Here is a 15,945-nt window from a genome sequence, read left to right on the forward strand (position 1 = left end):
TCAGGCGGATACCGCGTCGGGGCGGACAGCGGCGAGCTTGTCCGCGAGCGAGTCGAGCAGCGCTGACCGCTGCTCGACGAGAAAGAAGTGGCCGCCGGGCAGCAGCTCGGTGGAGCGCAGTCCCGGCAGGACGTCGCGCCAGGCCTCCAGCTGGGTGGCCGCGACCTGGCGGTCGTCGCGACCGCCGAACAGGTGGGCCGGGCACGACGGCGCGGCGGCGGGTGTGAATCGGTAGTCGTCGAAGATCTCGAAGTCGCTGCGCAACGCGGGCAGGAACAGCGCCATCACCTCCGGGGTCTCGCGCACTTCCGGCGGGATGCCGCCGTAATGGCCGACCGCGGCGACGAACTTGTGGTCCGGTAGCTCCGACAATCGACCCGGCCTGGGAAGATGCGGGGCCACCGCGCCACCGAGGAACAACGCGCGTGGGGCGATCCCTTCGGGCAGGCGGCGGGCGACCTCGTAGGCGGCCAATGCGCCGAGGCTGTGGCCGAAGAACGCGAACGGAAGGTCGGTCAGCGGCAGCACCGCGGTCAGCGCGTTCTCGACCAGATCGGTGAATCGGCGGATCGGCGTCTGCGCCAGATGCCGTTGGCGGGCGGGCAGTTCCAGAACGCACAGCTCGACCCAGTCGGGCAGCTGGCGCCGCCACGGCGTGTAGGCCGCCGCCTTGCCGCCGGCGAAGGGCCAGCAGAACAACCGCAGGCTCGGCGTCGCGGCGCTCTTGCGATGGATGGTCAGCGCTTGCGCCTCGCGAATTGGTTGCGCCGCAACAGCCCTCGGAGATGCCATCGCGGCCGGAACAGTAGTAGCGGGTTGCGGTGCGACCGGCACAGCCGTTCCCGGTGCGACCGGCGGAGCCGCTGTCAGTGCGGCGGCCGAGGAAACCGCCGAGACCGCCTCAACCGGAGCGGCTTTCGATAAGGGCAGCGCACGTACATCAGCTACTGTCGCGATCCGGGTCACCGGGGCATCCAGCGTCGCGAAGAACTTCGACAGCGGTGCCGACGGGCCCACCTCGTAGCGGGGTGTGCCCGAGCGCAGCAACGCTCGCATGTTCGCCGTCCAGCGCACCGGGGCGGAGATCTGGCGGACCAGATGCTCGGCGAGGGTTTCGGGCCGATGGAACTCCCCGGTGTAGTTCGAGGTCACCGCGACCGCGCGCTCGGCCCGCATGCGCGGTGCGCATTCGGCCAGATGCCCGGCGAACTCGTCCTCGATGCCGCGCATCCAGCGGGAGTGGAACGGCGCGCTGACCCGTAACGGGACGAACCGCAGCTGCGGGAAGCGCTCGCCGAGCACGCCACGCGCGGCCGCGACAGCGTCGCGTTCACCGCTGATGACCAGCTGATCGGTGGAATTGTCGTTGGCCACCTCGACGCCCGCCTCGGCCACCAGATCGGCCACCCCCGAGTCGGCGATGCCCGGCAGGATCAGCGCGGCCATCGCGCCCGCGCCCTCCGGCACCGCGCGCTGCATCAACGCGCCCCGCGTGCGCACCAGCCGTACCCCGTCGGCGAGTTCGAAGACACCCGCCGCGACCAGCGCGGCGTACTCGCCGAGACTGTGCCCGCCGAAAGCGACCGGCTGCCAGCCGGATTCGCTCGCCAGTACCCGGTAGGCGGCGATCTCCATCGTCAGCACGCACGGCTGGGTGTACTCCGTGCGATGCAGTCGCGGATCCCGCTCGACGCAGATCCGCAGCAGGTCCTCGCCCACCGCGGCGCTCGCTTCGGCGAAAGTGTCTCGCGCGAGCGGGAATTCGGCGCAGAAGTCCGCTCCCATCCCGGTACGTTGCGCACCTTGCCCCGGGAAGACGATCGTGCAGCTCACCGCAGCACCTCCGCGGTCGGCTCGGCCCCGCGGGGTGCGGGGATGTAGCCCACCTCGGCGCAGTGCGCCAGGTACACCCGCACCAGATCCTCGGTCGGCGGGCAGTCGATGCCCGCCGCGCCGAGCACCCGGCGGGTGTAGGCGCAGTCGGCGTAGGAACTCTCCTCGTAGTGGATGGTGCCGAACAGCTCGATGCCGTACTTGAACATCTCCAGGGTCTGGCTGTCGTACACCTCGTCGGTGCCCAGCCGGTAGATCTGCCGGTCGGTGGCTCTGCGGTGGAATTCCTCCAGCGGCACCAACGCCACCTCGTACCCGGCGCGCTGGACGTAGCGGACCACGTCGTAGTAGCGGCGGATGTCCGGATTGGTCAGGTGGTAGGTCTCCCGGTAGGTGGCGCGGCGTGTGGCGATGTGCACGATCGCGGCGCTGACGTAGTCGACTGGACTGATGTCCCAGTGCACGGGCGTCAGCATCGTCTCGCCGGTCTCGATCATCGTCTTGAGGATGTCGTAGTACGCGCCTTTGACGCTGACCTCGGAGAACGGGTACCGGCCGGTCCGGCTGTCGCCCATGATGTTGCCGGGACGAACGATGTCCCACAGCAGTCCGCGTTCGCTCGCCGCCCGGATCAGCTTCTCGGACTCGTATTTGGTCTGCTGGTAGGGCAGATGGTCGTAGCCCTGGCCCAGTTCGAGGTCCCGCTCGGTGAACGGCGGGTTGTTGAAGTTGAGCCGATCGCCCAGCGCGCTGAAGCTCGACACGTACACCAGGTACTTGCCGCGCGAGCGCAACGCGAATTCCACCGCGCGACGGGTTCCTTCGACGTTGATCGGGGCCAGGGCGTCGTAGAAGGTGACCAAGGTGGTGCGGCCTGCGGCGTGGATGGTCAAGTCCACGTCGTCGGCCAGCCGCCGCCAGCTGACCTCGTCCAGGCCGAGCCGGTCGCTGGAGACGTCGCCGAGCACCGCGGTGACGCGTTCGGCGAACGCCTCGTCGAGGGTCGCCTCCGGGTCGTAGGTGCTCAGGAAGTGCTTGATCCGCTGCTCGGCCGCGGCCACGGTCTTGCCGCGCACCAGGCAGGTCACTCGCACGTCGGTGCGGGTGAGCAGATCGTGCAGCAGCTTGCCGCCCAGCACGCCGGTCACGCCGGTGATGAAGACCGACCGCACCGGGATCGGGACCTCCGTCGTCACCACGGGGATGTCCTGCTGGGCCGCTGTGGCCGCGGCGGCCACGGTCGGGCGTGGGGCATCGTCGCGTGCCGTGCCGGAGATGATGCCTTCGGCCACCAAATAGTGCGACAGCGACGCGATCGTCGGATGCAGCTCGGTCGATTCCGCCGGGATCTTGACGTCGTAGTGCTTCATCAGCCGGTTGAGCATCCGGACGGTGGCCACCGAGTCGAATCCGAAGTCGGCGAATTCCGCGTCGAGGTCGAGATCGGCAGGGTCGGTCTTGGTCAGATCGGCGAAGATCTCCCGGATGTGCTCGGCGAGCCGGTCGCACAACTCGCTGTCGAATTCGTCACCGGAGGGCTCGGTGACGGCCGGGGCGGCGACTTCCGCGGTGGGCGTCTCGACCGGTTCCGGCGGTGCCGCAACGTCGTGAAGCGCTGTGCCGTTCGGTGAGTGCCCGTTGCGCTGCTCCGACTGCGGTGGCTCGATCTCCTGCGTGACCACCGTCTTCGCGACCACGTGCGGTGTGCGTCTGCGGTAGTCCTCGGGCACGATCCAGTACCTGCGCCGGGCGAACGGATAACCGGGCAGACTCACGATCCGGCCGAAGGGCTGCTCGTAGCCCTGTTCCCAGTCCACGGTCCATCCGCCGGCCCACAGTTCGGCGACTCGCGGCAGGTTGCCCGACCGCAGCAGGGCGCGCACTTCGGCGCGGTCGGCATCCGATTCGCCGGGCAGCTCGTCGAGGTCGCGGTGGGTGCGGCCCACGCCGCGGAAGACCAGTAGACCCTCCGCCGGTGCGGGTGCGCTGGAATCGGCCGTGCTGTCGAGCAGTTCGACGAGTTCGGCCGTCGAGGTGGCGACCACCGCGAGGCGATGTTCGAACGGTGTCCGGCCCACGGCCAGCGTCCACGCCACATCGGGCAGCGCGAGCGGGTGATCGCGCAGCCGATCGGCGGTGCGGGCGGCCAGCTCCGCCAGCCGGTCGGCGTCGCGGGCGGACAACACCACGATCCTCGGCCGCCCATCTTCCGGCGTTGCCGCGACGGGCTCGGCGTCGGTGAGGATCATGTGGGCGTTGGAGCCTCCCGCGCCGAACGAGCTGACGGCGGTGACGCGTGGTGTGCCGTCGCCGGGGCGCGGCCAAGGCGTGGGCCGGTCGACGACGTGGAACGGTGTCGCCGCGAAGTCGATTCCCGGGTTCGGCGGATCGCTGTGCAGGTTCGGCGCGACGGTGTCGTGGCGCAGTTGCAGCAGGGCCTTGACCACGCCCGCCGCGCCCGCCGCCGCTTCCAGGTGTCCGACACTGGATTTCGCCGAGCCGATGCCGCAGTAGCCCTGCTCCGCTGTCGAGCGCCGATAGGCCTTGGTGAGGGCCGCGATCTCGATCGGGTCGCCCAGCGCGGTACCGGTGCCGTGGGCTTCCACGTAGCCGATGTCGGCCGCGTCGACGCGTGCCGCGGTCAGGGCTCGGCCGATGAGGTCGGCCTGGGCGACGGGGTTGGGGACGGTGAACCCGTTGGTGCGCCCGCCGTGGTTGATGGTGCTGCCCCGGATCACGCCGTAAACGCGGTCACCGTCGGCGCGTGCGTGCCGCAGCGGTTTGAGGACCAACGTGACGACACCCTCGCCCGGCACGTAGCCGTCGCCGCCCGCGCCGAACGTCCGGCAGCGGCCGTCGGTGGATGCCCAGCGGCCGTAGCCGAGCAGCAAGTACTTGCCGGGATGGATCGACACGTTCACCCCACCGGCCAGCGCGTAGGCCGCTTCGCCGCGGCGCAGGCTCTCGCAGGCCAGATGCAACGCGGTCAGCGACGCCGAGCACGCCGTGTCGACCGCGAGAGACGGTCCGGTGAAGCCGAAGTGGTAGGACACCCGATTCGCCACCGCGAAATACCCCGAGATCGGCACGCCGACGAACGCCTGGTACTCGGCGTAGCCGACCCCGGCGAAGACGCCGGCATCCGGCAGGCCGCGTGCGGCGGCGCTGCGGCGTACCCGATCGGGCGAGTAGCCCGCGTCTTCCAAAGCCGCCCAGGAGGTTTCGAGGAACAGCCGTTGCTGCGGGTCCATCTCCTCGGCGTCTTTGGGGGTGATGCCGAAGAAGCGAGCGTCGAACTTGTCGACGTCATCGATGAATCCGCCCCAACGCGCGTAAGTCGTGCCCGGTTCGTCGGGATCGTCGGACAGGTATTCGCGATGATCCCAGCGTTGCGGCGGCACCTCGACGATGCAGTCGCGACCGGCGACCAGGTTGGCCCAGAACTCCTCGATGTCCCCCGCCATCGGGAACTTGCCCGCCATGCCGATGACGGCGATGTCCTCGGCGTCCGCGTCGTCGGCGGAATGCTCGGCGGGAGCGGTGGGCTCGGAGGCGACCGAGCCCACCGACGCGGGTGCGCCGCCGGATGACGCGGTTGCGGTCGTCGTGTCCTCGGTGACGGCGGCCAGCCGCGGCCCGTGCTCGTCGGCGAGGTAGCCCGCGAGGTCGCGGACGGTCTGGTATTCGAACATCAGCGTGCTCGGCATCGGTCCGAAATCGGTTTCCAGCCGGTCGTTCATCTTGCTGATCAGCACCGAGTCGATGCCGTAGTCCTGCAGCGGGATTCGGGTGCGGATCCGCTGCGGATCGAGTCGGCAGTACTCGGCGAGCAGGCCTTTGAGGTAGGTCTCGGCGGACTGCCGTCGCTGCGCGGGGTCCGGCGGTGTGGGCAGGGCATGATCAGGCGCCGCGAGTCCACGAGCCCGAGCGTCGGCAGCGTGCTGGAGCGCGCTGTTGTCCTGAGGCGCGGCGGCTGTCCGGGTCGCGTGCACCGGTGAGTCTTCGACAGGTTGCGAGAATGTCGCAGAGCTATCGAGTGCTGGCTCGACCGTGGACGTGCCGGATGCCACCGGTGCGGCGGTGCTGAGCTCGCGTGGCGCCGCGCCGGTCGATGGGGCTGCGGTGCGCTGCGTCGCGGCGAGATCCTGGGCTTCGCCGACGACGGAGCTTTGCGACGGGCGCGCCGTGTGCTCGGACGACGGGGCGCTCATGTCCGGTGCCCAGCACCGTTCCCGGTCGAACTCGTAGCCGGGCAGATGGATACGGCGCGCGGCCGGGTCGGCCCAGCCCGCATGTGAGACGTGCCCGCCCTCGACCCATTGCTGTGCCACCGCCTCCGGGTCGTCCAGCACAGTGGCAGTGTCGCGGTCCGCGGCGGGGGTATCGGTCGTTCCGGTGTAGACCCCGGCAGGCCGGTCGCCGTCGGCGAAGGCGGCAAGCCGGCCCACGACCGTATCCACCGAATCCCCGACCACCGCGAGCCGATGCTCGAATTCGCTGCGCCCGACCGCGAGCGTGCGCGCGACGTCGGCGAGCGACAGGTCCGGATGCGCCGTGAGATGCCCGCGCAGCGTCCGCGCCATCCGCGACAGGCTCGTAGCGCTGCGCGCGGAGAGCACCACCACCTGCGGTTCCCCTGGCCCCGCACGCCGTGCGGTCGCTACGACCGGTGCGCCGTCGACCACCAGGTGCGCGTTGGTGCCGCTGAAACCGAAGGAACTGATCGCGGCTCGGCGTGGCGCGCCGTCCCAGGCGCGCAGTTCGGTGTTGACGAAGAACGGCGACTGCTCCAATCCGAGCAGCGGATTCACCGAGGCGACGTGCAGCGACGGCGGCACCTGTCCGGCGCGCATGGCCAGCAGCACCTTGAACAGGCTCGCCATGCCCGCGGCGTGCGAGGCGTGCCCGATGTTCGATTTCACCGATCCCACCGGGATCGCGCCGACCGCGTCGGTGTAGCGGCGGAAGGCCGCGGTGAGCGCCTCGAGTTCGATCGGGTCGCCCAACCGCGTTCCGGTGCCGTGCGTTTCGACGTAACCGATGGTGGACGGATCGATCCCGCCGTCGCGATACACCGCCAGTTCCAGTTCGGTCTGCGAGCGAACGCTGGGTGCGGTGATGCCGTTGGTGCGGCCGTCGTGGTTGATGCCGATCCCGCGGATCACCCCGTGGATCGGGTCGCCATCGCGTTCGGCGGCGGCCAACGGCTTGAGCACCACCACACCGACACCCTCCGCGATCACGAAACCATCGGCGTCGGCATCGAAACTCGCGCATCGGCCGCGTGGTGAGAGCATGCCCATCGATGAGGCGAGCAGGTGGTATTCGGGTGTCACGAACACCGCGACACCCCCGGCCAGCGCCAGCTCCGACTCGCCCGCGGCGAGACTGCGGCAGGCCTGGTGCAACGCGACCAGCGCCGAGGAACAGGCGGTGTCCAGCCCGAGACACGGGCCGGTGAGATCCAGGTGATAGGCCACGCGGGCAGGCAGGATGGCCGGGCTGTTACCGGTGAACACGTGATGGGAGCCGACCGTTCCGCGGTTGCGCAGCAGCGTGGCGTAGTCCGACCCCGGTGAGCCCGCGAACACTCCGCATCGGCTGCGCCGCAACGACTTCGGATCGATGGCGGCGTCCTCGATGGCCAGTCGGCTGTGTTCCAGGAACAACCGCTGCTGCGGGTCCATGTAATCGGCTTCGGCGGGCACCATGTCGAAGAACGCCGGATCGAACTGCTCGACGCCGTCGAGGAAACCGCCCCACTTGGAGTAGGTCTTGCCCGGCGTCGCCGGTCCCGGACGGAAGTGCTCGGCGATCGGCCAGCGGGCGGCGGGAATCTCGGTCACCGTGTCTCGCCCGGTGGCGAGATTGCGCCAGAACTCGTCGAGGTTCGCCGCGCCCGGGAATTGCCCGGACATGCCGATGATGGCGATGTCCATCGATGCCGACCTTTCGCCGGGCCGCGCGGGCGCCGTGGCGGTTGAAGTTGCTGAAGCAGCTACGCCGGTGACGACAGCCGCGCCGCCGTCCGCGGTGGCGCCCTGTTCGGCCATGTGCCTGCTGAGCAGACGCACCGAAGGATGGTCGAATACCACCGTGGGTCGCAGCGCCAAGTCGTAGCGGGCGTTGACCCGATCGATGATCTTGACCGCGAGAATGGAATCGACGCCGTACTCCGACAGCGGTAGTTCCGCGCGCACGTCGCCGGGCGCCACGCCGAGTCCGGCGGCCACGAGGGCGATGAGCTCGGCTTCCAAGGCGGCGGCGGTGCCGACCACGGTCGCCGGTTCGGTGTCCGCGCGCTTCGGCGGTTCCTCGATCTTCGCGAGGCCGGGTTGCGCGAGGGGCACGAGCTCGGCCGATGGTTTCACGAGGTCGGCGCTCACCGCGGCCAGCAGCCGGAAACTCGGCTCCGGGTCCGCGGAAAGCCCGGGACCCCACGCGCGAACGCCGGAGAAACCCGCCGTGGTCATGGCGTCGCGCCATTGCGGTTCGGACAGCAACGGTGAGTGCGGGAGACGCACCTCGGGATCGCGGTAGGCGTGCCAGCCTTCCAACAGCCCGAAGGTGAGAGCGAGGACCTCCAGGTCGGTGGTCGCTTCGGTGCAGGCGAGCACACCGCCCGGCGCGAGCAGCCGCCGGACGTTGCGCAATGTCGCGTCGATCGATCGCGTCGCGTGCAGGACGTTGGCACAGATCACCAGATCGGCCTGGTGCGCGGGGAACCCTTGCGCGACCGGATCCGCCTCGATGTCCAGCACCCCGAACCGCACGTGTGAGCGCGTACCGAAGGTGCGTCGCCCGTGCGCGAGGAAACTGGGCGACACGTCGGTGTACTGATAGTCGAACGCGATTCCGCGTTCGGTGAGCGCGTCGAGCACCGCGTGCGTGGAACCGCCGGTGCCTGCACCGACTTCCACGATCCGCACCGGCCGGGTATCGCCATCCCGCTGCGCGACCGCCGACACCAATCCGGCGAGCAAGCCGTTGGTGAAGTCGTAGGCGGCGTTGCCGCGATAGATCGTGCCGACCAGTTCGAGATCCCCGCCGGGGAACAGCACCTCGGTCGCGGACAGCTCGCCGCGCAGTACGCGCGGATAGGCGGCCAGGCAGGCATCGAGCAAGGCCACGTACGGTTCGGTCTCCGGGAAGCGGGCGAGCAAGTCCGCGCGCATCCCGCTGGTGCCCGGTGGCGGGCCGGCGACTTCGATCAGGCCCTCGTGCCATCGCACCAGCCCGTGTCGCCGCAGAATGTCCAGGCAGCTGGTGCGTAGCCGGTCGAATTCGGGCCGCACACCCAGGCGCGCGTCCAGCGACCGCGTGGTCCACTCCCCCGGCGTGAGGCCCATTCCGGCGAAGGTGGCCAGCAGCAGCATCGCCGCGTAGCGGCCGAGTTCGGCTTTACCGGGCTCCACCGTGCCCGCGGGCCGGACGGATGCGTCGAACCGCTCTACCGCGGCGTCGAATCCCGCACGCGGAGGTGCCATGATCCAGTAGTCGGTGCGCTCGAAAGGGTAGCCGGGCAGCGGGATTCGCTGCCGCGGGCCGCCGCGTCCACGCCAGTCGACATCGGCGCCCGCGACCCACTGCCTGGCCAGCTCCTCCGCGCCGGCCGCGGGCGCGTACAGCGGTGGCCGGGTGTGTGCGTCCACGGTGCCGGTGACCACGGGGCCGAGCTGGTCGGTGCCGAACCGGTCCAGCGCGTCGGCCACCTCGAGCGGCGAGGACGCGACCACCGCGAGCCGGTGGGCCAGTGCGGGCCTGCCCACTTGCAAGGTGCGCACCGCGTCGAGGAAATCCGCGGGGTCGAGGGTGCGGAAGTGCCGTGCCATGATCTCGGCGTAGCGGCGCAGCCGCTCCGGAGTGCGCGCGGACAGCACGAAGATCTCGGGTTCACCGGTGGCGGCCGGACGCACTCGGTCATCGATGAACTCCGCGAGCACCACGTGAGCGTTGGCGCCGCCCGCCCCGAAGGCGCTGATACCCGCGCGCCGCGCCACCGCGACGCCGTCGACGGTGCGGCGCGGCCAATCCTCCAGTTCACGCGGTAAGTGGAACGGCACCGAGTTGAACGCGATGGCCGGATTGACCTGTGCGGCATGCAATGTCGGCGCGATCCGGCCGTGGCGCAGCTGCAACAGCACCCGGGTGAGACCCGCGACGCCCGCAGCCGCTTCCAGGTGGCCGATGTTCGACTTCGTCGACCCGAGTGCGCGGGAGCGGCCGCCGCCGGTCTCGCCGAAAGCGGCGGCCAGCCCGGCTATTTCGATCGGATCGCCGAGCGGTGTCCCGGTTCCGTGCGCCTCGAGGTAGTCGATCGTGGCGGGGTCGACCCCGGCGGCGCGCAGGGCCTCGCCGATCACGTCGGCTTGTGCTCCGGGATGCGGCACGCTGTATCCGGAGGTCTGCCCGCCGTGATTCACCGCGCTGCCGAGGATCAAGCCGTGGATGGTGTCGCCGTCGGCGCGGGCGGCCGACAGCGGCTTCAGATACAGCGCCCCGACGCCTTCGCCGGGCACATAGCCGTCGGCGCTCGCGGCGAAGGGCCTGCACCGGCCGCTCTCGGACATCATGCCCAGGCTGTGCAGCAGCAGGAATTTGTCCTCGTGCAGCAGCAGGTTCACCCCGCCGACGAGCGCCGCGTCGCATTCGCCGTCGAGCAGGCTGCGCCGCGCCAGATGCAGTGCGGTCAGCGACGCCGAACACGCGGTGTCCACGGTGAGGCTCGGTCCGCGCAGACCGAGGGTGTAGGAGGTGCGGTTGGCGATGGACGACGGGATCGAGGCCACCGCGACCGGATCGCCGTCGCGGCTGGCCGCCACCCCGAGCAGCCGGTAGTCGCTCCAGGTGGCGCCTACGAACACACCCACCCGGCGGTCTCGCACGGCCGGGTCGGTGTGGTGGTAGCCGGCGTGCTCGAGCGCCGCGTACGCCTGCTGCAGGAACAACCGCTCCTGCGGGTCCAGCAGCGGCGCCTGAACCGGCGGGATGCGGAAGAATTGGGGGTCGAAACCACCCACGTCACGCAGGAATCCGCCGGTCATCGGTGGCGCGCCGGGCGTGCCTCGGACGGCGGTGAGCCACCAGCGTTCGGCGGGGACCGGGCCGACCGCGTCGTGTCCGTCGCGCAGATTGCGCCAGAACTCCTCGATGTCCTCCGCGTCGGGGTAGCGGCCGCTGATTCCGACGATCGCGATGGGCTCCTCGACGGACTTGCGATGCTCGTCGACCGCCACGGTCGTGTGCTGCGCATCTACCGGCGCGGGTGGCGCGTCGGACGGTGCGGTTGCCGGTTGTAGTCGTGCTCGCAGGATGTCGCTCCGGCCCCATACCGCGGCCAGATGTGCGCGGTGGAGCGTCGCGCAGGACAACAGCAGGTCCAGTCCGGTCGCGGTGGGCAGCAGTCCCACACCGGCGCGCCGCAGCGCGGCGATCTGCTCGGCGGGCGGACGCATGCCGCCCTCGGCCCACAGCGGCCAGCCGATGCTGATCGTCCTGCTTCCGGCTCGGACGCGCTGTTCGGCGAAGATGTCGAGATAGCGGTTGGCCGCCGCGTAGTCGGCTTGCCCGGGGTTGCCCAGCACCGCGGAGACCGAGGAGAACAACACGGTCAGGTGGGTCTCCGGCAGCGCCCGCGTCAAGTGCTCGACGCCGTAGACCTTCGGTGCGAGAACGGTTCTCGCGTCGTCGCGGCTGCTGCCGGACAGCAGTCCGTCGCGCAACTGGCCCGCACCGTGATAGAGCACGTCGACCGGCCCGAAGGTGGCGTGGGCGATCGCGGCGACGCGTTCGGCGTCGGCCGCGACCGACACGTCGGCGCGCACGTGTACGGCTTCCGCGCCGAGTTCGCCGAGCTCGGCCAGCAGTCCCGCGGCCGACGCGTCGAGCGGACGGCGCGATACCAGCACCAGCCGTGCGCTGTACTCGGCGGCGAGGCGGCGGGCCAGGTGCCGGGCGATCCCGCCGAATCCCCCGGTGACGACGACCACCGATCCTGGGCGCAGCACCGCCTCGCCGGAACTCGGCGTGGCATCGGTGAGCGGGCGGGTCCGGCGGATCTGGCGTTCTGCGCCGTGGTAGCGGATCTCGGTGGCGGGGTCGCGTTCGTCGACGCCCAGCTCGGTGGCCACGATGTCGTCGATCGGCCGGGCGGGGTCGCGTTGGATGGCCCGCAGCACCGGTCGCGGCTGCTCGAGCCGCAGTGTGCGCGCCGCACCACCCAGGAGGGCGCAACTCGATTCACCCGCGGCTGTCGCCGGTGTGAGAGCCAGCACCAGCCGCACCGGCGGTTCGGACACTCCCGCGACCGCGCGCAGCAGATCGCGCAGCGGCAGGTACACCCGTTCGATCAGCGCCTGCGGGTCACTGTCTGTCGTCGTTTCGGGCCACAAATACACCGCTGCGTCGAAGCGCAGCCGCCGGGCCGTCAGCTGGTCGGCCAGCAGCTCCATGTGCCGTGCGTCCGCCGGGTCGACGACGAAAGCGTCTGTACCGGAGACGAACTCGCCACCGGGACGGACCCGGACGACAGTCACGGCCGCGCCGTGCGGGTAAGGGTGCTCGGCGGTATCGAAGACGAGCAGGCTGGTGGGTTCCCGACGCGTATGCGCGGTGGTGTCTGGTTCCCAGTCGAACCCGAAAACGACGAGGTCGTCTGCCACTACGGATTCCGGCGACGCGTCCTGGTCCACTGTCGGCGGGGCCGCCACCTCGGCGACCACGGTGGATTCAACGGGCACGGTGTCCGGGGCCGAGGTGGCGGGGCGGTAGTTCGCGCCGACGATGTCGGCGAGATGTCCGGCGAGCGCGTCGATGGTCTGGTACTCGAACAGCAACGTCGGATACAGCGGCTCGCCGACCCTCGCCTCCAACTCGGCGGTCAGCCGCAGCAGACGACCGGAATCCAAACCGAGTTCGTAGAAACCGACATCGGTGGCGATCCCCGCGGCGTCGGCGCCGAGTTCACCGGCCACGAGAGCGGCCAGATCGGCGGTGATCACCGCACGCGGATCACCCGAGGCCACCGGCACAGTCGTCGGGCGCGGCGTGGCTTGCCCCGGCGATACCGCCTCCGGCCGCGTCAGCAACCGCTGGATATCCGCGCTGCCGCGCACACGCTTGGACGTCAGTCGATACCGCGCCACCGGCGCTCCGTCCCGGTCGTAGAGCGCCACATCGGCTTCGAGCAGGTCCCCGCCGTGCCCGCCGCCGCGGACCGCCGCTCGCACGAACACCTCCTCGGGAGTCGTGCGCCAGGCTCGGACGTCGCCGAAGAAGATGGGGATGAACGCGCTCTCGTCGTCCACGCCGAGCCGCTGCGGATCGATGAACGGCACGATCGTGGAGGCGTCGAGGAACGTGGGATGCAGCAGGAAGCCGGGCAGATGCGCCGCGGCCTCGGGACCGAGACCAAGCGCCGCGGTGACGACATCCTCGCGGCGGGCGAAATGTCCGGTGGCACGCATGAATTCGCGATGATCGATACCGCGGCCGCCGGTCTGGGCGTACAGCTCCGCCATGCCACGCGCACGCGACGCCGCCCGGAACTCGGCCGCATCGATCGCCGGCGGCTGGCCGGAGGAATCGGACCGCGCCACAACGCATTCCGCGACGGGCTCGATCGCTCCGACCGGCACGCCGTTCGCGTCCAGGCTCTGCACGTCGATGGCGATCCGGCCGGTCGGACGATCGACGCGGAACGCGATGCGCACCGCGCCGCCGTCGGCGAGGGCGACCGGACGCTGGAACAACGCCTCCCGGATCGTCAGCTCGCCGGGCCGGTACCCGGCCGCCAGCGCCGCGCGCAGGATCATGTCGAGATACACCACGCCCGGCAGGATCCGCACACCGTGCACGCGATGGTCGCGCACCACCGGGTCCTCGGCGCGCAGGGTGGTGGCGAAGCTGTCCAATTCGATCCCGCTCATCGCAGCGGCTCCACCTGGAGGAACGACGGTGCGGGCGCGCTGATCGGCACCACGATCCGCGGCGCGGGCTCCGTCGATGTGCTGGGAACCGTTTTCGGCAGCATGAAGCTCCTCTTGCGGAAGGCGGGTGGATCCAGGGGGTGGCGTGTCGGACGGTGCCCATCGGGGGCCTGCTCGACGATGAGGTGGGCATTGGTGCCGCCGAAGCCGAACGAGCTGACGCCCGCCGCGCGGGGCCTGCCGTCGGCCGGCCGCCACGGGCGCAGTTCTCGGTTGACCTGCAGCGGCGATCCGGCGAACTGGAATCGCGGATTGAGGTTGTCGCAGTGCAGCGACGGCGGCAGCGCCGCATGGTGCACGGCCAGGATCGTCTTGACCGCCCCGGCGATGCCCGCCGCGGACAGCAGGTGCCCGATATTGGTTTTCACGCTGCCGACCGCGCACGGCTCCGGGCCGCGCGACCGGTCGCCCAGCACGGTCGCCAACCCCTTCAGTTCGATGGGGTCGCCGATCATGGTGCCGGTGCCGTGCGCCTCCAGATACGACAGCGCGTCCGGGGACATCCCCGCCACTTCGAGCGCCGCGGTGACCACCTCGATCTGCGCCCGCATATTGGGTGTGGTGATGCCCATCGTGTGCCCGTCGTTGCCGATCGCCGAGCCGCGCAGCACCGCGTAGACGCGATCGCCGTCGGCGAGCGCGTCGTCCAGCCGCTTGAGCATCAGCAGCGCCGCGCCCTCGCCCGGCACGAAACCGTCGGCATCCTCGGAGAACGTGGCGCACCGCCCGTTCGGCGAGAGCACACCCGCCGCCGACAACGTGACGAACAGCATCTCGTCGAGCAGCACTTCCACCCCACCGGCCAGCGCCGCGTCGACCTCGCCCGCCCGCAACGCCTGGCAGGCCAGATGCACCGACAGCAACGACGACGAGCACGCGCTGTCGAGCACGACATTGCCCGCGTGCCAGTCGAAGAAGTCCGAGATACGCGCGGCGATGAAGTTCTGCCCGATGCCGATGATGGTGTGCCGGTCGGCGACCGGGATGCGGTTGAAGTAATTCGCCGCCCTGCTGCCGGCGTAGACGCCGACTCGCTTGCCCGCCAACTCTTCGCGCCGGTATCCGGCGTCGGTAGTGGCCAGCACCGACGTCTCGAGCAGCAGCCGCTGCAACGGGTCCATCTGCCAGGCGAGTTCGTCGGTGACGCCGAAATACTGCGGATCGAACAGATCGATGCCGTCGACGAACCCGCCCCATTTGCTGTTGGTCAGACCGGGCCCGCCGCCCGGGCGGTAGAACCGGGCGGGATCCCAGCGAGCCGGGTCTACCTCCCGGATGCCGGAGGCGCCCGTGGCGAGCAGGCGCCAGAACGCGTCCGGAGTGTCGCCGCCCGGAAGGCGGCAACCGATGCCGACCACGGCGATGGGCTCGGCTGCCCGGCCACGGCGGGCGTCGGCCGCCCAGGTGGCCGCACTGCGGCGGGGTGGCCCGCTGTCGGGTGTGCGTGGATGATCAGCCGGTGGCCGCTGCGGATCGGCCGGTGGATCCGGCGGCGCTTCGGGCGCGAAACGTTCCGGGAACTGCTCGGTCAACAGACCCGCCAAGTCGTCCAGGGTCGGGAACTCCAGTACCAGCGCCGGGTCGAAGGGCGCGTCGACGACCTGCTCGATCCGGCGCACCGCCGAGGCGATCAGCACCGAGTCCGCGCCGTATTCCTCGAACCGTTTGTCGCCCTCGAAGCGGGCGGGGGCCAGTTTCAGTTCGTCGGAGAAGATGCGCAGCAATTCCTGGTACGCCGCCGCGGAGCCGTTCGCCGCCGTGCGCCGCGCGGTCGGCGCGGGCGCCGCCTCTGCTGTAGGTCGATTCGTCTGTGTCGAAAGATGAAGTTCCGCACCGTGGTAGGGCAAGACCACCGGGGCGGGTAGACCCAGTGCCGCGTCGAGTAGTTCGAATCCTTCCGCGGCGCTGAGGGTGGGCAGGCCGGTGGCGCGGTAGGCCGCGCTGGTCACCTCGCCGAACCCGGTGTCACGGAACGACGGCCAATTGATCGACCGGAACCAGTGTCGTCCCAGTGCGTGCTGGGCCTCGGCGAAGCGGTCGAGGTGCGCGTTGGCCATCGCGTAGTCCGACAGCCCCACCGACAAGCCGGGCAGCACGGCCGACACCGAGGAGAACAAGACGAAGA

The 15,945-nt window shown here is 70.3% G+C and carries 3 protein-coding genes (1 of these 3 cut by a window edge); all 3 read right to left on the reverse strand.

The window, feature by feature from the left end:
• Tightly spaced (each overlapping or abutting the next), the 3 genes in view from ACWEH3_RS16280 to ACWEH3_RS16290 form a layout consistent with a single transcriptional unit that may run on beyond the window.
• Entirely contained in the window at positions 1–1,833 is a 1,833-nt protein-coding gene (locus ACWEH3_RS16280) for a thioesterase domain-containing protein (RefSeq protein WP_450017367.1), read from the reverse strand.
• Positions 1,830–13,760: a thioester reductase domain-containing protein gene (locus tag ACWEH3_RS16285; protein WP_450017365.1), complete on the reverse strand. Its 11,931-nt coding sequence runs from the start codon at positions 13,758–13,760 to the stop codon at positions 1,830–1,832. Before ACWEH3_RS16285 ends, ACWEH3_RS16280 begins: the two co-directional genes overlap by 4 nt.
• Positions 13,757–15,945: the final stretch of an SDR family NAD(P)-dependent oxidoreductase gene (locus tag ACWEH3_RS16290; RefSeq protein WP_452358339.1), read on the reverse strand. 19,486 nt of this gene lie beyond the right edge of the window; the window shows 2,189 of its 21,675 coding nt (coding positions 19,487–21,675); its start codon lies off the right edge, out of view; the stop codon is at positions 13,757–13,759. The genes ACWEH3_RS16285 and ACWEH3_RS16290 overlap by 4 nt, the downstream gene beginning before the upstream one ends.

Source organism: Nocardia sp. NPDC004718 (assembly GCF_053601535.1).

What these genes read in the sequence shown, in the direction of transcription:
- ACWEH3_RS16285 (WP_450017365.1), bottom strand. Translation starts at nt 13,760, where the DNA reads ATGAGCGGGATCGAATTGGACAGCTTCGCCACCACCCTGCGCGCCGAG.